Source organism: Flavobacterium psychraerolatum (assembly GCF_025960985.1).
Lineage (GTDB): Bacteria > Bacteroidota > Bacteroidia > Flavobacteriales > Flavobacteriaceae > Flavobacterium.
In genome coordinates, this window is record NZ_JAOQMX010000006.1 from 1 (window position 1) to 18,647 (window position 18,647).

Annotated in this window: 15 protein-coding genes; all 15 read left to right on the forward strand. The window is 33.9% G+C overall.

Annotated features, from left to right (window positions below):
* Nucleotides 1-1,127 precede the first annotated feature (1,127 nt).
* The 15 genes from M2326_RS03795 to M2326_RS03865 all read left to right on the forward strand — a co-directional run bounded on the left by M2326_RS03795 (nucleotide 1,128) and on the right by M2326_RS03865 (nucleotide 18,614).
* Nucleotides 1,128-1,631: a T9SS type A sorting domain-containing protein gene (locus M2326_RS03795; protein ID WP_264618224.1), complete on the forward strand. Its 504-nt coding sequence runs from the start codon at nucleotides 1,128-1,130 to the stop codon at nucleotides 1,629-1,631.
* 12 nt (nucleotides 1,632-1,643) lie between these two features.
* A complete protein-coding gene (locus M2326_RS03800) occupies nucleotides 1,644-2,390 on the forward strand; it encodes a hypothetical protein (protein ID WP_264618225.1) in 747 nt (248 codons plus the stop codon).
* On the forward strand, nucleotides 2,387-4,630 hold the full coding sequence (locus tag M2326_RS03805; RefSeq protein ID WP_264618226.1) for a hypothetical protein: 2,244 nt from the start codon (nucleotides 2,387-2,389) through the stop codon (nucleotides 4,628-4,630). Before M2326_RS03800 ends, M2326_RS03805 begins: the two co-directional genes overlap by 4 nt.
* 289 nt (nucleotides 4,631-4,919) lie before the next feature.
* Nucleotides 4,920-5,126: a helix-turn-helix domain-containing protein gene (locus tag M2326_RS03810; RefSeq protein WP_264618227.1), complete on the forward strand. Its 207-nt coding sequence runs from the start codon at nucleotides 4,920-4,922 to the stop codon at nucleotides 5,124-5,126.
* A 714-nt stretch (nucleotides 5,127-5,840) separates the two neighbouring features.
* Complete coding sequence (locus M2326_RS03815; RefSeq protein ID WP_264618228.1) at nucleotides 5,841-6,797, forward strand: GDP-L-fucose synthase family protein; 957 nt, start codon at nucleotides 5,841-5,843, stop codon at nucleotides 6,795-6,797.
* Between the two features lie 463 nt (nucleotides 6,798-7,260).
* Nucleotides 7,261-8,385, forward strand: coding sequence for a GDP-mannose 4,6-dehydratase (gene gmd / locus M2326_RS03820; RefSeq protein ID WP_264618229.1), 1,125 nt, complete (start codon nucleotides 7,261-7,263; stop codon nucleotides 8,383-8,385).
* Nucleotides 8,386-8,410: 25 nt separating this feature from the next.
* Nucleotides 8,411-9,823: a UDP-glucose 6-dehydrogenase gene (locus M2326_RS03825; protein ID WP_413603256.1), complete on the forward strand. Its 1,413-nt coding sequence runs from the start codon at nucleotides 8,411-8,413 to the stop codon at nucleotides 9,821-9,823.
* A gap of 48 nt (nucleotides 9,824-9,871) precedes the next feature.
* Complete coding sequence (locus M2326_RS03830; protein WP_264618230.1) at nucleotides 9,872-11,164, forward strand: lipopolysaccharide biosynthesis protein; 1,293 nt, start codon at nucleotides 9,872-9,874, stop codon at nucleotides 11,162-11,164.
* Nucleotides 11,165-11,183: 19 nt separating this feature from the next.
* Entirely contained in the window at nucleotides 11,184-11,984 is an 801-nt protein-coding gene (locus M2326_RS03835) for a glycosyltransferase family 2 protein (protein ID WP_264618231.1), read from the forward strand.
* A gap of 18 nt (nucleotides 11,985-12,002) precedes the next feature.
* Nucleotides 12,003-13,046: an acyltransferase family protein gene (locus tag M2326_RS03840; protein ID WP_264618232.1), complete on the forward strand. Its 1,044-nt coding sequence runs from the start codon at nucleotides 12,003-12,005 to the stop codon at nucleotides 13,044-13,046.
* A gap of 144 nt (nucleotides 13,047-13,190) precedes the next feature.
* Complete coding sequence (locus M2326_RS03845) at nucleotides 13,191-14,183, forward strand: alpha-1,3-mannosyltransferase family protein (RefSeq protein WP_264618233.1); 993 nt, start codon at nucleotides 13,191-13,193, stop codon at nucleotides 14,181-14,183.
* A gap of 16 nt (nucleotides 14,184-14,199) precedes the next feature.
* The gene (locus M2326_RS03850; protein WP_264618234.1) at nucleotides 14,200-15,174 is read left to right on the forward strand and encodes a hypothetical protein; all 975 of its coding nucleotides are present in this window, start codon (nucleotides 14,200-14,202) and stop codon (nucleotides 15,172-15,174) included.
* Nucleotides 15,175-15,439: 265 nt separating this feature from the next.
* Nucleotides 15,440-16,528 carry a glycosyltransferase family protein gene (locus M2326_RS03855; RefSeq protein ID WP_264618235.1) on the forward strand — a complete coding sequence of 363 codons (1,089 nt, stop codon included), beginning with the start codon at nucleotides 15,440-15,442 and terminating at the stop codon, nucleotides 16,526-16,528.
* A gap of 6 nt (nucleotides 16,529-16,534) precedes the next feature.
* A complete protein-coding gene (locus tag M2326_RS03860) occupies nucleotides 16,535-17,593 on the forward strand; it encodes an acyltransferase family protein (protein WP_264618236.1) in 1,059 nt (352 codons plus the stop codon).
* A 1-nt stretch (nucleotide 17,594) separates the two neighbouring features.
* The gene (locus tag M2326_RS03865; RefSeq protein WP_264618237.1) at nucleotides 17,595-18,614 is read left to right on the forward strand and encodes a glycosyltransferase family 4 protein; all 1,020 of its coding nucleotides are present in this window, start codon (nucleotides 17,595-17,597) and stop codon (nucleotides 18,612-18,614) included.
* Nucleotides 18,615-18,647: the final 33 nt, after the last annotated feature.

Here is an 18,647-nt window from a genome sequence, read left to right on the forward strand (position 1 = left end):
CGACAAGCTCAGACGGACAAGTTGAGTAATCAAGTTTTACAGTCAGATTTTCATTTGGTTATCATTATTAAGGGAAAGTCTTCGACAAGCTCAGACGGACAAGTTAAGTGCTCAAGTCTTATGTTTAAGTTTTACTTTGATGTCTTCGCTAGATTAAATACCGATGTACTATAAACTAATATGATTTTTGTCTCATCGAGCGTAGTCGAGATGTATAAGTTGTTTCTCGACTGCGCTCGAATTGAGAGTAGAAGTATTTAAATTTTTTATTGGATTTGTTTGTAGGTCTTCGACAAGCTCTGACGGACAAGTTGAATGATCAAGTTTTGCAGTAGTTTTTTATTTGGTTGTCATTATTATGTAAAAGCCTTCGACAAGCCCAGACGGACAAGTTGAGTAATCAAGTTTTGCAATCGAATTTTTATTTGGTTGTTTCATTTGCGCAAAAGTCTTCGACTAGCTCTGATGGACAAGTGGACTGTTTACGATTTAAAATCAAATTTTCAATTAGTTGTTCTCACTATATATTATACCTATATAAAATAAATACCTATAATCTTGACCAATTGCGCGCAGTTGTGATGTATAGTGTGGTTACGACAATGCTTGAATTGAAAGCAAGATGATTTTGACAATGATATTGTAAGCTATAAAACACGAATATGAAATAGTTTAATTGGGTGTCGTCGCTTTTAACCTCTATTCTATAACTTCCAATTTACCCCTTAAGAATATTCTAATTGAAAGCTGGTTACACTATGAGATTCTGAATTAATTGATGCTATTTTAGGAATTAGGTAAATCGGATTAGTAACTGTATTATTTTGAATAAATCATCATTTCTTTGTCAAAAGTAATTCATACTTAAGTTATTACATTTGAGAAAATAAATTATATTATAATCTAAAATCATTTTAATGGCATAGTTGTTGTGATATGGGTTTGCAAGAAAATATAATTTTAATAATATAATTTATATATAAGTTTTTTATTAATAAATTAGTTAATTAATGTATTTAATCGATATTTTATTCTGTTTTATCGAATTAATTGATTTGCGTGATTATGTTTGTACTAGAATTAATTTATAAACAATTAAAAATCTCAGCAAGTTGAAAAATCTAAAAATGAAATATTGTACAATGATGCTGCTACCGATCTTGTTCGGTTCTTTTGCAGGTTTCGGCCAAAACAATAGCGGTGATGTTATGGAAAATATCATTACTTCAGGTAGTAATGCTGAAAGTAGTTCTGGAAGCGTAGCGTATTCCATCGGACAAGTATTTTATACCTATGTTGGTGAGTCTATTTATGGGCTAGCACAAGGGGTACAGCACAATGAAGTTTCAGCTACTTTGTTAGTTCCATCAAATGTTTATCCAAGTGCAGAAATCGTAATTTTCCCGAATCCAACTACAGATTATGTATCTATAAACATGACGGGAGTAGTAATTGACAAAACGCAGAGTTCGTACCAACTGTACGATACGCATGGAAGAATATTAAAACAAAACAGCATCAAAACAGAAGAAACCCAAATTAATGTGAGCGATCTTAGCTCGGCAGTCTATCTATTGCAAGTTGTAGTAGACAATGATCATACGAAAACATTCAAAATAGTAAAAAACTAAAAACCCCCACAAATGAAATCAATACTTACCCTACTATTATTGGTGACAGTTGCACTATCTGTACAAGCGCAATCACCAGAGAAAATGAGTTACCAAGCGATAATTAGAACACAAGACAACAGTTTGGTAGTTAACTCTAGGATTAGTCTACGTGTACTCGTGCATCAAACTTCTGCTTCAGGAGCTATAGTGTATCAAGAAACACATTCACCAAATACCAACAACAACGGACTTGTTTCTTTGGAGATTGGAACAGGAAATATTGTAACCGGGAGTTTTAGCAGTATTGCTTGGCAAAACGGACCTTATTTTATAGAAACGCAGGTTGATCCAGCAGGAGGTTCTAATTATAGCATCGTAGGAGTAACCCAATTGTTGAGCGTACCTTATGCCTTACATGCCAAAACAGCGGACCGATTAGTTGGAGCAGCTACAACAACAGTAGCAACACCTTATAGGGCTTCCGTGATGTCGGTAACAGCCTCAAGGAGTTTTGCAGCGGCTGATGTAAACAATACTATTGCTTGTACTACTTCAGCAACACTTACCTTACCTTCTGATTTTTCGAGTATGGTGATAGGAGATACCGTAAATCTAGAAGCACACAATGGAGCAGTTTTAAACATACAAGCAGCTTCAGGAGTAATTTTGAACTATAAAAACAGTGGAAGTGCTAGCTTTTCAAGTGCAGCAACCAACGTGACCTTTGGGTTTTTGAGAAAAACAGGAGATAATGATTATATAATTTCAGGACAATGAGAAAATTAATAAACATCCTATTATTTTGTAGTACGGTTAGCTTTGCACAAAACTACCAGTATGCGCAGAATAAAAAACAGGAGCCAATTAAGGCATCGCAACCCTCTAAAGCAGCACAAAAACTTGACTTAAATCAAATTGAAGAGAAGGCCTATTTTGCAGCGCATTTTTTGCCGCTATCAGAAAAGGCTAATATTCAAAAAGCATTGGACCAATATGGTTCTATTAGATTAGATAAAGGAAGTTATGAAGGAGTAGAAATTACAATGCATAGCAATCAACACATTTACGGACACCCAACTTTATCATGGACCTCAAAAATTACGATTGCAGGTGGAAGTTCGAACGTTAGTTTGATAAACATGCATGTTGAAGGTAGTACTCTTCATCTTGGAGCAGGTTCACCAATCACTAATTGTCTATTTAAAACTTTTTCATTTACAGGTATTACCGCTGATGTGGGAGCTAAAATTGAGAACTGCGAATTCATTAACTTTATTAATAGTTATATATATTTTGATTTTAGTACTTCAGGGTATTATAGAAATAATAAGTTTATAAAGATTCAAACGGGTGGTGGTTATTTACAAGGTGTAGCAGGTATCTTTATAAAAGGAAATAATACCACACCAAGCTTTGGTAATACACACGTATGGTCTAATCTTCTTACTCCTAATGGGGATGCTATTGTACTGGATAATTTACAATCTTCTAATTGGATTGGTGTTGATGCAGAAATGTGGAACTCACAAGGGAATAGCATTGGTAATAAATCTATGTTTTACGCTACAAATATGGGTGATTTAGCTATTACTGAGTTGGGTGGTGCTGACTATTCAAATATACCTACAGGTGGATTTAACATACAAGCTAATAAACTGGTACTAGTTGGTAATGGTATTGGTAGTAAGATCGACAGTAAAGTCTCTCCTAATGCAAATGTATTTAACATTGGGAGTTATAAAACGTATATTAGAAGTACAGGAGCTGTGACGGGTTTTAGTGTAGAGGCGCAAAGGAACTATGATTCAGATCATGCTTCAGATGTTTATCTTGATGGTAAATTACAACCCACTGCACTAGCCAATCCTTCTAATATTATTAATAGTTATGTAGGAACTAAAAAAACTCCATGGGCTAGACCAAATTGGGAAGATCTACCTGATCCTTTAGGAGCTAATTGGAAGGCTAATAGAGTAGGGAAACCCGATAGTGCTTCTTATATTCAGAATTTAATAAATACAAATAAAATTGCAGAATTGCCCGAGGGTGTGTTTTATATTGGTTCAACATTAATAGTAGGTAGTAATGATGAAGGTATTATTGGAGCAGGGACTGGTAAAACAGTTATTTGTGGTTTGACTGATGACTTTCCTTTGATAACAATGGTTGATAAGGTTTTCGATGGTGCAAGTTATATAGGGTCCAGGTATTATTTAGCTAATTTAACACTACAAGGAGGTTCTAAAGGGCAGTTTTTTCCAGAAGATTTTACAGGAACAACTTATGTATCTCCCAAATTTGTAGTATTTAGAAATCAAGCTATAGGTGTTCATTTGTATAAAATGGGCGGAACTGATAACTGTTTTTGGGACAATGTAAGCTTTGTAAATTGTGGAATTGGATTATATCAAAACCCTAAACCTTTTATTGGATCAGATTCAAATGCTTCTCCAGGTTATATTGATAAAACTATTTGGTACAATGCTCAATTTATAAATTGTGGCATTGGTATGTCTACAAAAGCTATGCGTGGAAATAATTTATTAACTTGGGTAAACTGTAAGTTTGATAATAATGAAGTGGCTTATGAAAATGGTAGTACTAGCTATCCAATTATGGCTAATTGCACTTTCACCAACAACCACGGAGAATATGTTATTCGAGGCGGTGATATTTCATTGTATAATTGTGATTTTTCAGGTAATACTCCAAATATCGCAACACATAATTTTGTACAGCTTTGGGCAGATGGGTGTAACTTCATGGATAATGTTAAGTTTTCAAACGTTGTTTCGGGAAATGATAATTCCCAAACGGTTTTAAATTCAACCATAGTTGGTGATGCTTTTCATAAAAATAGAGCCGATGCAAAACCTGATAATTCATTGTTTATGAATACTAACTTAGTAGCTCACCCTGAATACAACAAATTTATGGTGACGGTTCATAATGAAGTACCGAATGTGATCATAGATGCTGTACCTGATCCATATCCACAAATTTTAGTGACGCAGTAACAAATACTATTGTTTATAATTAAAGGTTCAGATGTTTTTCATCTGAACCTTTCTTATATTATAACTATAGGTGTTACTATGGCTATATATAGTAGTTTAATTTTGTTTTTTTTAAAACCAAAAATCGATTTAACTGTAATTGCATTATGGATCGAATTAGCAAAATGTCTCTCAGGTAGTAGTGCTTTATCGGATTTTGAATGTCTTTGAACAGATAAATTTTTCTTAGTCATTTCGCTTGTATAAGTTTGACTGATTTTTGTAATTCAAAAGAATCAACTTAAAAAAAATGAGTACAGCTAGTATCTATTTAAAAATTAAGGAAAGTCGAGAAAAGAAAAGACATACGGTTGAATATGTAGCTATTCAAATGGAAATGTCGGTGCAACTTTATCTAAAAGTGGAAACTGGTGCTGTCGATTTAAAAATTTCTAAATTGGATAAATTAGCTAAGGTTTTAGGGATGAAAAAGAGTGAATTGTTAGGGTTTAACTAGTATTGTTCCTGTTTTTTTGCTTAATCCTATTATTTGCTATGTCTGAAGTATTGAATAACTTTTATATGATCTATAAGAATCGCTTCAATGCCATATTACATAGGAATTGCTATTTTATTAAATCTCCCTTTCTATGTGCTTATATCATTAGCTGAAAATTATTGTAGAAAATGCCAATAGGTGATTTAATGGTAGTTTTTAATATATGGATTTCATAAATGTAATACACCTAAGAATTCATTGTTTCTGTGGATTTTTGTTTAAAATGAATTACGAAAAATTAGCAGATGCAATAGTTTATTTGAAATAACAAGTACGGAACGTAGGCTTAAAGATAAGTTAATATTGTAGGGTATAGGTGAACAATAAAAATTTAATTTCTCGTTAAAAGAACATAGATTTTATGTTTTATTGTCCTTAATAAGGAATTTTTATTACCGAATTAAAGGGCGAATTTATTGTTCACAGCCTAATTTTGTGCGAGTTATGCGATTTAATATTATTACATGCAGTCACTATGGTTGTAGTGAACTAAAAATGACTTAATGGTTTAGTATTCAGTATAAAGCGATGCTTTTACTGATTTTTTGTTTATCTCTTGATTTGGTTATTCTGTAACTGACAAGGGGGAACCCGTATCACAAACGAACAAATAGCCTGTAATTTTGGCTATAAAATGTTTCATTTTTTAATTAATTAAAGATTTTCTCTTAGATGACAAACAAAGCAGCTAAAATTTATATCGCAGGCCATAACGGAATGGTAGGAAGTGCCATTTGGCGTAATTTAGAAGCCAAAGGTTATTCCAATTTGGTGGGAGCATCAAGTAAAGAGGTAGATTTACGTAACCAACAGGCCGTAAACGATTTTATAGCGACCACAAAGCCAGAAATCATCATTGATGCGGCGGCCAAAGTAGGAGGGATTTTAGCCAATAATGATTTTCCGTACCAATTTTTAATGGAGAACATGCAAATTCAAAATAACTTAATTGATGCGGCACACCGCACTGATGTCTCCAAGTTTATTTTCTTGGGAAGTTCTTGCATCTATCCAAAACTAGCACCACAACCTTTAAAAGAAGACTATTTGTTAACCGACTCATTGGAGCCAACAAACGAATGGTATGCTTTAGCCAAAATTTCAGGTGTAAAATTGTGTCAAGCGATCCGCAATCAATTTCAAAAAGATTTTGTAAGCTTGATGCCAACCAATTTATACGGTACACACGATAATTTCGATTTAAAAAGTTCACATGTGTTACCCGCTATGATCCGTAAGTTTCATGAGGCCAAACACAATCAAAATGCAGCAGTCGTGCTATGGGGTTCAGGAACGCCAATGCGCGAATTTTTATTTGTAGATGACATGGCTGCCGCAGTAGTTTTCGCTTTAGAAAACAAATTACCCGATTATTTATACAATGTAGGAACAGGTGAAGATTTAACCATCAAAGAGCTAGCGACCACCATTCAAAAAATCGTAGGTCACACCGGCGAAATCGTTTGGGACGACAGCAAACCAGACGGTACACCAAGAAAATTAATGGATGTATCCAAAATGCACGCCTTAGGCTGGAAACACCAAGTACAATTAGAGCAAGGAATACAAAAAACATACAATTGGTTTTTGGAAAACATAGACAATTTCAAACAAATCGATTACAAATAAAACAAGTCGAGGGAAGAGGAAAGAAGTTAGAGGTCAGAAGTAATAAGTTAGAGGGAAGAGGTAATAAGTTAAAGGGAAGAAGTTAGAAGGAAAAGAATATAGAGAACAGCCAAATAACTGCAATCTAAATCCAAAATCACAAGAAAACTGAAATACGCAACCGAAAACTGCGACAACCACATCGACAATCACTGAAAACTGCGACTGCGACCGAAAACTGAGCCAGGAAACTGCGCCAGCCACATCGACAATCACTGAAAACTGCGACTGCGACCGAAAACTGAGCCAGGAAACTGCGCCAGCCACATCGACAATCACTGAAAACTGCGACTGCGACCGAAAACTGAGCCAGGAAACTGCGACAACCACATCGACAATCACTGAAAACTGAGACTGCGACTGAATACCGACCTCAGAGACAAAACACTAAAAAAAAAACGCCATCGTGCATAACAAATAACTTATGAATCCAACACAAAAAACAGCATTTATTACGGGAGTTACTGGTCAAGACGGAGCTTACTTAAGTGAATTTTTATTAAAAAAAGGATATATTGTTCACGGTCTTAAGAGACGTTCGTCACTTTTTAACACCGACAGAATTGATCATTTATACCAAGATCCACATGTAGAAAACAGAAACTTTATTCTGCACTATGGTGATATGACCGATAGTACCAATTTAACTCGTTTGATTCAAGAAATTCAACCAGACGAAATTTACAATTTGGCTGCGATGAGTCATGTAGCGGTTTCTTTTGAAACACCAGAATATACTGGTAATGCTGATGGCTTAGGAACATTGCGTATTTTGGATGCAGTGCGTTTGTTGGGTTTAGAAAAGAAAACACGTATTTACCAAGCTTCTACATCTGAGTTGTATGGTAAAGTACAAGAAGTACCACAATCAGAAACAACGCCTTTTTACCCACGTTCTCCGTATGCAGTAGCCAAAATGTATGCTTTCTGGATTACAGTAAACTACAGAGAAGCGTATGGAATGTATGCATGTAACGGAATATTATTCAACCACGAATCACCAATTAGAGGGGAAACTTTCGTAACCAGAAAAATTACTAGAGCGACGTCTAGAATTGCTTTAGGATTACAAGATAAATTTTATTTAGGAAATCTTGATGCAAAACGTGACTGGGGACATGCCAAAGATTATGTACGCATGATGTGGATGATCCTACAGGCAGAAGAAGCGGAAGACTGGGTGATTGCTACAGGAACCACTACACCAGTGCGTGAGTTTGTACGCATGAGCTTTGCTGAAGTAGGAATCGAATTGGAATTCAAAGGAGAAGGAGTGGAAGAAAAAGGTTTTGTAAAAGCCTGTAACAATCCAGACTACCAATTGGAAATCGGAAAAGAAATACTAGCAGTAGATCCAAAGTACTTCAGACCTACAGAGGTTGATTTATTAATTGGTGATCCAACCAAAGCCAAAACAAAGCTAGGATGGGAATGCCAATACGATTTAGCGGATTTAGTTAAAGACATGATGAAATCCGATGTTGCTTTGATGAAAAAAGACCAGTATTTGAAAGAAGGAGGCTACCAAACCTTGAACTATTTCGAATAAATTAAGGTAAAACGAAAATTTGATTATGAAAGTAAAAAATATATGTTGTTTGGGTGCTGGTTATGTTGGCGGTCCTACCATGTCGGTAATTGCCTTGAAGTGTCCAGAAATTAAAGTTACGGTGGTCGATTTGAACGAAGTGCGAATTGCTGCTTGGAACGAAGAAGATTTAGACAAGCTTCCGGTTTACGAACCAGGACTTGCAGACGTAGTGCGCGAAGCGAGAGGTCGCAATTTGTTTTTCTCAACCGAAGTAGATGCAGCCATTGATGCAGCCGATATGATTTTTATCGCGGTAAATACCCCAACTAAAACCTATGGTGAAGGTAAGGGGATGGCAGCCGATTTAAAATTTGTAGAGCTTTGCGCAAGACAAATTGCTAGAATCGCTAAAAACGATAAAATCATTGTTGAAAAATCAACTTTACCCGTACGTACGGCACAAACCTTACAAACCATTTTGGACAGCACAGGAAATGGCGTACATTTTGAAGTACTTTCAAATCCTGAATTTCTTGCTGAAGGAACTGCGATTGACGATCTATTTAATGCAGACCGTGTATTGATCGGTGGAAAACAAACAGAAAAAGGATTAGCCGCTATTCAGTCTTTAGTTGATGTGTATGCACATTGGTTATCGCCAAAACAAATTTTAACAACCAATGTTTGGTCGTCTGAATTGTCAAAATTAACCGCAAATGCCTTTTTAGCGCAGCGTATATCGTCTATCAATGCTTTGTCTGCTTTGTGTGAAGTGACAGAGGCAGATGTAGATGAGGTTGCGAATGCTATTGGTACTGACAGCCGAATTGGTCCTAAATTTTTAAAATCATCAGTTGGTTTTGGAGGTTCTTGCTTTCAAAAAGACATTTTGAATTTAGTGTATTTGTGTCGTCACTTTAATTTACCCGAGGTAGCGAACTATTGGGAGCAAGTGATAATTTTGAACGACTACCAAAAAAGACGTTTTGCAAAAAAGATAATTACATCACTTTTTAATACCGTTAGCGACAAAAAGATCACCTTCTTGGGATGGGCCTTTAAAAAAGACACTAACGATACACGTGAATCAGCTGCTATCTCTGTAGCAGAACATTTAATCGAAGACGGAGCCGAAATTCATGTATACGACCCTAAGGTTTCAGAAGCGAAGGTAAAACAAGACATGAAATACATTTGGGAACTGAATGGCGAATCTGAAGCTAGAATTCAGTCGAAATTAAAACAAATCGTAGTGTACACAAATCCAATGGAAGCCTTGGATCAAGCGCATGCAATTGCTGTTTTAACAGAGTGGGATGAATTTAAGACCTACGACTGGGCAACGATTTACACCAACATGTATAAACCTGCTTTTGTGTTTGATGGACGTAATATTTTGGATGTACCTAGTTTAACCAAAATTGGTTTTGAAGTAAAATCAATTGGAAAAGGATAAATTACCACTGTTAAATGGTAATAGTAAACATGAAAAAAGCAAACACCTATGAATAATCCCTTAAATAGGTTAAGGACGCACAAACATTATGAAAGAGGATTAAGTATGTTAAAATTAGTCTCTCTAGTAGGTAGTACCGAAATTTTATTGAAGGGAATTGGTTTTATTACAGGCATTTTGATTGTTCGTTTGTTACCGGTGCAGGAATACGCTTATTATACTTTGGCTAATACCATGGCTGGAACCCTACTTGTTTTAACAGATGGTGGTATCTCTAATGGTGTGATGTCTATTAGTGGTAAGGTTTGGAAAGATCCAGATAAGCTAGGTACTGTTCTAGCTACTGGATTAGATCTTCGCCGAAAATTTGCTGTGATAACTTTAATCATTGCCGTTCCAATCATCATTTATCTTTTGTTGTTGAATAAAGCAAGTTGGTTGACTGCAATTTTAATTGTTTTGTCTCTAATTCCTGCTTTTTATGCTGATTTATCAGATTCTCTCTTAGAGATTACTCCCAAGTTACACCAAGATATCAGTAGCCTTCAAAAGAATCAAATTACTGTGGGTATAGGGCGCTTGGCCTTAACAATTTTTACTATTTTTATTTTCCCATGGACCTTCATCATTTTGCTGGCTTCTGGACTTCCAAGAATATATGGTAATCATAAATTGAAAAAAATTAATGCGAAATTTGTTAATACCGATCAAAAACCAGATCCCATTGTTCGAAAAGAGATTCTAAAAGTAGTTGCTAGAATTTTACCCAATATTATCTTTTTTGCTTTTTCTGGACAAATAGTTATATGGGTTTTATCTATCTTCGGAAATTCAAATGAATTAGCCAGTATCGGTGCATTAGGAAGATTTACAATATTGATTGGTTTATTTACGAATTTATTGTCAACGCTATTTATACCACGTTTTTCTAGATTAGCAAATCACAAACGAAAGATTGTAAAATTATTTTTATTTTTTCAAATCCTATTAGTTGTTTTTTCATGCGGAGTAATGCTATTAGTGTTTCTTTTTCCCAAACAATTATTGTGGGTTTTAGGAGCTTCCTATAGTGGACTTTCTACTGAATTGTTTTTAATATTATTATCTAATTGCATTGGTTTAATAGCTTCAATGACAAGTAGCTTAGTTGGCAGTAGAGGTCATTTTATCAATCCTATTTTGGTGATTTGTATGAATATAAGCACGGTAACGGTTGCTTTTTTTATTTGGAACTTATCCACTCTAAAAGGAATTTTATATTATAATATTTTGTATGAATGTATTTTCTTAATTATGATTTATAGTTTTAGTTTTTATAAGTTAAGACAAATAAGCGAATAACGCACTAAAAGGAAAAAAAATGAAATTGTCAATAATTACGATTAATTATAATGATGTCGAAGGATTGAAAAATACTGTCAATTCAGTTATCAATCAAAGCTGGCAAGAATTTGAGCATATTATAATTGACGGAGGTTCAACTGATGGAAGTAATGATTATATTAAAGAGAACGCAAATTACTTTTCATATGCCGTAAGCGAAGCTGATAAAGGTATTTATAATGCCATGAATAAAGGAATAGCTCAAGCTTGCGGTGAGTATTTGTTAATGCTTAATGCTGGTGATGTATTGCACAATGTTGAAGTATTGAAACAAGTGTTCGAAAATAAACCTTATAAGGAAGATCTTATTTATGGAGATGTAGACAGAGAAAGTAAAGGAGTAGTTTTTACGGAGAGCATTTTTCCGGATAAACTTAGTTTTGGATTTTTGAGATATGGTATGATAAGTCATCAAGCTGTATTTATTAAAAAAAGTTTGCACGAACTAATAGGATTGTATGATGAAACAATTAAGTACGGTGCTGATTGGCATTTTATCATACTAGCAGTTTGCAAATACAATGCATCTCATATTCATTTAAAGATAAAGATGGCGCTTTGCAGTGCAGATGGCTTAACTTGTAATACATTGCATTTTGAAAACATGCATAGGGAGAGGAATGATATATTGAGTATGGAATTCCCCGCTTTTGTTGATGATTATTTATATTTTGATGAATTGGAAAAAAGGAGATTTAGTAATATAAAATCTAGAGCTATTACAAATTCTAAAAAGAGTATCAAAAATATTGTAAAATCTATAATAAGAAGGAAGTAATTACTTGGAATAAAGCTAATGAATAATCTCTTAAATACTAAGCCAACTTTTTCTGAATCTACTTGGGCAATCTTGGCCATCACTCGCTTTGTATTAGCATTTATAGTAATGTATGGACATTTATACGATCAAATATTTGGACACAAATTAATGCCTTGTAAATTTATTTATGACCTTGGAGGGAAAACTGCTGTTGTAGGATTTTTACTCATTTCAGGCATATCAATCGGGTTTTCATACGCTCAAAAAAAACAAGAATTCATTAAACGTCGTTTTTTAAGGATATATCCCTTGTACTTTGCAGCAGTCTTGTTTACTATTTTTGTGCAGTACTACCTAGGTAGTCCATATTCATTACCTAATTCTAATATGGCTTCTGCAGGAATTTTAACAAGTATTAGCAATGTTTTACTATTGCAAGGAATTGCTTCCATAACGATAACTTATAATGGTCCATTATGGTCTATAGGAGTAGAGGCATTTTTATATCTTATGGTGCCACTTTTAATGCCATTGCGACTTCGATATATTGTTATTATGACGATTTTGTCTATGTTAGCGTTTACATTTCTAGATTATGATGTTTTATATGTTTATAGTAATTTGATATGGGCTTGGCCATTTTTGATAGGACTAATTATTTCGGCTAAAAATAAACCTATTAGTACTTTACCATTATTAATATTCTGTTTACTAATTGTAAATTATCAAAATATAATTTTTAAAGATTCGTTAAGTGTTCTTACAGTCTTTTTGGTCATTGTAGTATGCGGAATTGCACTATATTTTAAAAATTATATTTCAGATAATTTAATTTTTTTTTTAGATTACTTAGGTAAATTATCATATCCAATTTATGTAATACATATGCCGATGTATTTACTATTTTATCATATTGGTATTCGTCAACCTTATGCTTATATTAGTTTAGTGATTCTTTTATGTATTCCTATTAATTATGTATTTGATGTTTGGTTAAAAAATATATTATGGAAGCCATTAACCAATTCTTTTGATGCTAAAGTTAAAAATTTTATAAAAAACTTTTCGATATCAATGTAAGTGCTATGCTAGAATTGTATAGCCATTTTTATCTTTTATGTTAGCATTTAAGTTTTATAAAGTTGATTCAGTAAGACTTTTTTTTTCACAAAGTATACCGGTCAGAGAAAAAACACCCAGGATTTTTGATTTATAAATAGAAATATGAAAAAAGGTATTGTTTTGGTAGCCAACTTAAAAAGTCAATGGTATGCAGAGAATCTTATTTATTCTATAAGAAAAAGTGGCTGTAGCTTGCCAATTCGCTTAATACATTTTGGAGGAGAAGCTGTTAATTCAAAATATATTTTGAAGGAGGTTGAGTTTTTGACGATAGATGATTTTCCGGAGGAAGCTAAGGACTTTATAAATAATTTGAGGACGGTTTTGACTGATTGCCCAATGGGATTTTTGTATCGTTTTTTAGCTTGGTTTTCTGACTGGGATGAATTTATTTATACAGACAATGATATTGTAGCCTTGATGGATTGGGAACGATTGTTTGACTACTCAGCAAATCATGATCTAGTACACGCCGATGAAGAATATACGACTCAAGGTATTTATAACTATGATGATCCTCAAAAAATAGAAGAAATCTTTGGAATGGGAAGTTTAAGTACGGCTATTACAGCTGGTCATTTATTAGTCAAGAAAAATGATAAAATGATTGGCGATATGAATGCTGCTGTAGCTTGGTTTCATCAGCATCCAAGTATTCCTAAAAAGCACGACCAATCATTACTACATATTGCAGCTCTACTTGGAAATTGGAAAGTACTCAATCTATGCAAATCGCCGCACAACTGGCTGAGTTCTTGGTCTGGAGATTATAAGAACAGTTTGGACCTCATACAAGCTATTCAAGGAGTGCAAAAAAGGCCGACAGACTCTTTTAATGGCTGGTACAATACTTTGTCAGTCGAGAGCAAAAATAGCTACAACTTAGCTACTGGAATAGCAAAACCACACATAAGCCATTTACATTATAGTGGTCGTGGCGCATTGGGAGCTGAACCAATTGATGAACTTATGTTCTCCAGTCATACAGACAATAAACGAATGAGAGATTATTTTAAAATTGAAATGGCAGATTTGCTCTTAATTTCTAGTTTTAAAAAGCATATCAAACGTATCAAACGACATTTAAATCGCTAAAAAGCAATTATAATTTATGAAGGCAGCAATTTGTACTCTTTTTGAAGGACACTACCATTTTGGTGTGGCCACACTTTCAAATTCTTTGTATAAAAATGGATTCCGAGGTACTATCTACGTTGGGTACAGGGGAGCCTTACCTGAATGGGCATTAAAGGGAAAAAAGGTAATTCTAGGTAAATGGGATAAAGCCATAGTGTTATGTCCCATTGATGGAATTGAAATGGTATTTGTTCCTCTAACAACGACTTATAGCCTGACCAATTACAAACCTGACTTTATGTTGGAATTATGGGAAGGAGTAGCTCAGGACGAAGAAGCTCTTTTTTACTTTGATCCAGATATAGTGGTCGATGAGTCATGGGCCTGTTTTGAAGAGTGGGTAAAATGCGGTGTAGCAGTTTGTGAAGACGTAAATTCTCCTCTTCAAGAATTTCATCCACGCAGAGTAGGTTGGAGGGAGTATTTTGCCAAATACGACCTTGATTTATCTTTCAAGAATCAAATTTATGTTAATGGAGGTTTTATAGGTCTTCTCAAAAAAGATATTTCTTTTTTAATTATTTGGCGTCAAATTCAAGAGAATATGGCAGATGATATTGGAGGTTTGGAAAAATCCATTTTTTCAGATGCAACCATTGTAGGTACTATCACGGAAAGGAAAGGATTTCAAATTTTTGATAAGTCAGACCAAGATGCATTGAATGCTGCTATTGAAACGTATAAGGGTGTTATAAGTTTTATTGGTAAAGAGGGAATGGGGTTTGGTGCTGGCAATATAGCGATGTATCATGCGTTAGGCAGTCCAAAACCTTGGAAAGCAAATCATTTTTTGCGAGCGGTACACGCCAAACCACCAAGAAAAGAAGATGTCGCGTACTGGATGCATACCGAAGCACCTATTTTGGCACATTCAAGATTTGAAAGTAGACGAAAAATATTAAGTATAAAACTGGCAAAATTAATTGGTAGATTTTATAATGTGAATTAAATAAATTTCGAAAGAAAAGATAAAACATTATTTTAGGCAGTACAGAGTTATGTTCATCTTAACTAAAAATAATGGTAGATAATACTACTTATAGTTTCTTGTACCTATTTTAAAGTAATAACCACATTACTACAATTTTAAGATTATAATTTTTTTATGTTAATCTAGTAATTCATAAAGCTTGAAAGTTATAAATAGATTGATTGCAAATCACTTAATTAGAGAAAACGGTATAAAAATTTGTACTTATTTATTTTAATACATTATGAAAATACTTTTTTTATGTGGTTCAGTAGAACTTGGCAGTGACGGAGTAGGTGATTACACACGTCGTTTGTGTGGTGCATTAATTCAGTCTGGCCATGATGTAATGATTTTGTCACTATGTGATTTATATATAGAATCTTATGCTAAAGAATTTCAGAATATAGAGGGAATCAAAGTACTTACAGAACGAATTCCTTTATCTGCAGGCCTTGAAGAACGAAGGAATTGGACACAAAATACGATTGATTCTTTTCAGCCTGATTGGATCTCCCTACAATTTGTGCCGTACAGCTTTCATCCTAAGGGGGTCCCGTATTGGTTGCCAAAATTTTTACATAAACTTAAAGGTACACACGAGTGGCACATTATGTTTCATGAGCTGTGGATAGGATTAGAAAAGGAAACCACGTACAAGAAGAAATGCGTAGGGCTTTTGCAAAAAGAAATCATTCGAAAACTTGCCAAAAAAGTAAATCCAAAAATAGTACATACACAGGCAAAAGTGTACCAGTATTATTTAAGTACAATAAATATCAGGGCACAGTATTTACCGCTATTTGGTAATGTGGCCGTCACTGCAGCTATCGAAAAGCCTATAAACTGTATGGTTTTTGTTGTTTTTGCTACGATACATAATGGTGCTCCTATTGAGGATTTTATTGTTGATTTAAAAAATACTATTTCCTATGAAGAGCAAACAACCAAATTTATTTTTGTCGGCCGTAATGGGGATGAATTAAAATCTTGGACAGCAAGCTTGGAAAAAAATCAAATACCTTATGATATATTGGGTAGTTGTAGCGAAGAGATAATTTCCAATGTATTGTGCAGCAGCAGTTACGGTATTTCTACAACACCTTTCAAAATTTCAGATAAAAGTGGCGTGGTAGCAGCGTATCGCGATCACCAACTACCTATTATTAGTATTGCAAAACCATGGACGGATGCAGAAAATATAAACGTTGAATTCAACGATTTTATTGAGTACAAAGGTGGTGCTATTGACTTTCTTAATTTGTCAAATTATAAAGCAAGAAATTTAGATAATATTGCATTAGAATTTTCACAATCCCTCATCATTAAATAATAGAATATGGATACCAAAAAAAGTTTATTTCTAGACTTTGTTAGAATATTTGCTGCATTACTTGTTGTATATGGCCATGCGGTGATGATGTTTTTTGGCGACATAGAAGGAGATCGATTGATTGTGTCAAATATGCGTCATTTTGCTGTTGTCCTATTTTTTGTTCTATCAGGTTATGTGATTGGCTTCACGACTAAAAGTAATAATAGAGGAGCCCAGCAATATGCAGTTGCTAGATTAAGTCGTCTGTATTCCATGGTTTTGCCGGCCTTAGTTATTTCATTTATTATCGAAATGATTCTAAATTATATTGCTCTCAAAAATATTCATGTAGATGTCATTAGTGTTGTTCGGTATTTGATTACGGCTACGTTTATGAATGAATTGTGGCTTTTCTCAAGTGCTCCTAGAATAAATGTAGTTTTATGGTCTGTCAGTTTTGAATTCTTTTTCTATTTAATATTTGGTGTTTATCTCTACACAAAGGATAAAAAGAAGAAAGTACTATTTACTATATTAGCTTGCTTATTTGCAGGTCCAAAGATATTACTTATGTTTCCAATTTGGATTGCAGGTTATTTGGCTTTTATATATGATGACAAGCTTGCAAGGTTTAAAAATAGTTTTACTTTTTTATTATTTCTTTTTTTTACATTCGCTTCTTATGTCGCATTAGAACCTTTGCCATATGTTATAGGTTATAAACCTCTATATTTTGCAAATCAATTTTGTACAGATTTAATTTCGGGAATTTTATTTGCAGTTACTATATTTTTATTCCCAACAAATTTACAAATGACTATTTCAGACAAATTTGTAAAGCAGTTTAGAACTGTTGCAGATTTTACATTTCCAATATATGTCTTGCATTATCCAATTTTGCAATTATGCAAAGTAGTATTGAATAATGCAGGTGACATGCAGCTACAATTTTATGTATCAATTTTAGTTTCATTATTCTTTTCAGTAGTGTTTGGATACTTTTTCAATAAATACAGGATACTATGGACTACATTATTTGAGAAAATATTTAATCGATATAATTTTATATCAATCAATAAGTAATATGAAAATACTTTTATTCAGTCATGCATTTTATCCCAACATTGGCGGAATAGAAAGCATATCACTAATGTTTGCCAACAACTTTCACAGTAGGAACGATGTGAGCGTAATTGTAGTAACTAGGACTAATGAAGAAGGGAATAAAAAATTTCCTTTTCAAGTAGTTAGAGATCCATCAGTAGTAGAAGTGATCAAATTGTTAAAATGGTGTGATGTCGTATTCGAAAACAATCCTACCTTTGGATTAAGTTGGCCTAATTTTTTGATACGTAAACCAAAATTAGTTGGGTTACAAACATGGATTACCGGCCCAAATGCTGAAGATAAAATTCAAAACCGTTTGAAGAAAGGATTGTTAGGAGATTACAATAGGGTAGTAGCCTGCAGTGAGAAAATCAAAAATGTTACTTTTAAGAACGCATTAGTGATTGGGAACCCGTATGATTCTTCCAATTTTAAACAAACGGATACCAATAAAAAATCAGATTTTATTTTCGTAGGGCGCTTAGTATCCGACAAGGGGGGAGATATGGGGATTGAATTATTAAATCAATTGCATACCCTCAGAGGTAATAAATATTCACTCACGATTATAGGTGATGGACCAGAAATGCAGAGTTTGAAGGCCTTGGCTATAAAGTATAATTTGCAAGAGGATATTCGTTTTCTAGGTTTTTTAGGAGCTGAAGAAATCGTTAAGGAATTGAATGAGCATAAATATCTATTAGTACCCTCACGTTGGGAGGAACCTTTTGGAATTGTTGCGCTAGAGGGAATAGCTTGTGGCTGTATACCTATCGTCTCCAATGGAGGCGGTTTACCAGATGCTGTGGGTAAAGCCGGAGTTGTCTTTGAGCGAAATTCAGTACCTTCGTTAGTTCAAACAACTATGGAGCTATTGGATAACGTAGAATTGCAAGATACTATTTTGGCAGCAGCAAATAATCACTTGCAGGCTCATACTGAAATAGCTGTATCTGAACAGTATTTTGAATTAATTAGAAATAGTTTAAAACACTAATTTTTCAGTTTATAATAATTTTGATAAATCAGT

Excerpts from the sequence above, each read along its gene's own strand:
- M2326_RS03795 (WP_264618224.1), top strand. The coding sequence starts at position 1,128 with ATGAAATATTGTACAATGATGCTGCTACCGATCTTGTTCGGTTCTTTT.
- M2326_RS03800 (WP_264618225.1), top strand. The coding sequence starts at position 1,644 with ATGAAATCAATACTTACCCTACTATTATTGGTGACAGTTGCACTATCT.
- M2326_RS03805 (WP_264618226.1), top strand. The coding sequence starts at position 2,387 with ATGAGAAAATTAATAAACATCCTATTATTTTGTAGTACGGTTAGCTTT.
- M2326_RS03810 (WP_264618227.1), top strand. The coding sequence starts at position 4,920 with ATGAGTACAGCTAGTATCTATTTAAAAATTAAGGAAAGTCGAGAAAAG.
- M2326_RS03815 (WP_264618228.1), top strand. The coding sequence starts at position 5,841 with ATGACAAACAAAGCAGCTAAAATTTATATCGCAGGCCATAACGGAATG.
- gmd (WP_264618229.1), top strand. The coding sequence starts at position 7,261 with ATGAATCCAACACAAAAAACAGCATTTATTACGGGAGTTACTGGTCAA.
- M2326_RS03825 (WP_413603256.1), top strand. The coding sequence starts at position 8,411 with ATGAAAGTAAAAAATATATGTTGTTTGGGTGCTGGTTATGTTGGCGGT.
- M2326_RS03830 (WP_264618230.1), top strand. The coding sequence starts at position 9,872 with ATGAATAATCCCTTAAATAGGTTAAGGACGCACAAACATTATGAAAGA.
- M2326_RS03835 (WP_264618231.1), top strand. The coding sequence starts at position 11,184 with ATGAAATTGTCAATAATTACGATTAATTATAATGATGTCGAAGGATTG.
- M2326_RS03840 (WP_264618232.1), top strand. The coding sequence starts at position 12,003 with ATGAATAATCTCTTAAATACTAAGCCAACTTTTTCTGAATCTACTTGG.
- M2326_RS03845 (WP_264618233.1), top strand. The coding sequence starts at position 13,191 with ATGAAAAAAGGTATTGTTTTGGTAGCCAACTTAAAAAGTCAATGGTAT.
- M2326_RS03850 (WP_264618234.1), top strand. The coding sequence starts at position 14,200 with ATGAAGGCAGCAATTTGTACTCTTTTTGAAGGACACTACCATTTTGGT.
- M2326_RS03855 (WP_264618235.1), top strand. The coding sequence starts at position 15,440 with ATGAAAATACTTTTTTTATGTGGTTCAGTAGAACTTGGCAGTGACGGA.
- M2326_RS03860 (WP_264618236.1), top strand. The coding sequence starts at position 16,535 with ATGGATACCAAAAAAAGTTTATTTCTAGACTTTGTTAGAATATTTGCT.
- M2326_RS03865 (WP_264618237.1), top strand. The coding sequence starts at position 17,595 with ATGAAAATACTTTTATTCAGTCATGCATTTTATCCCAACATTGGCGGA.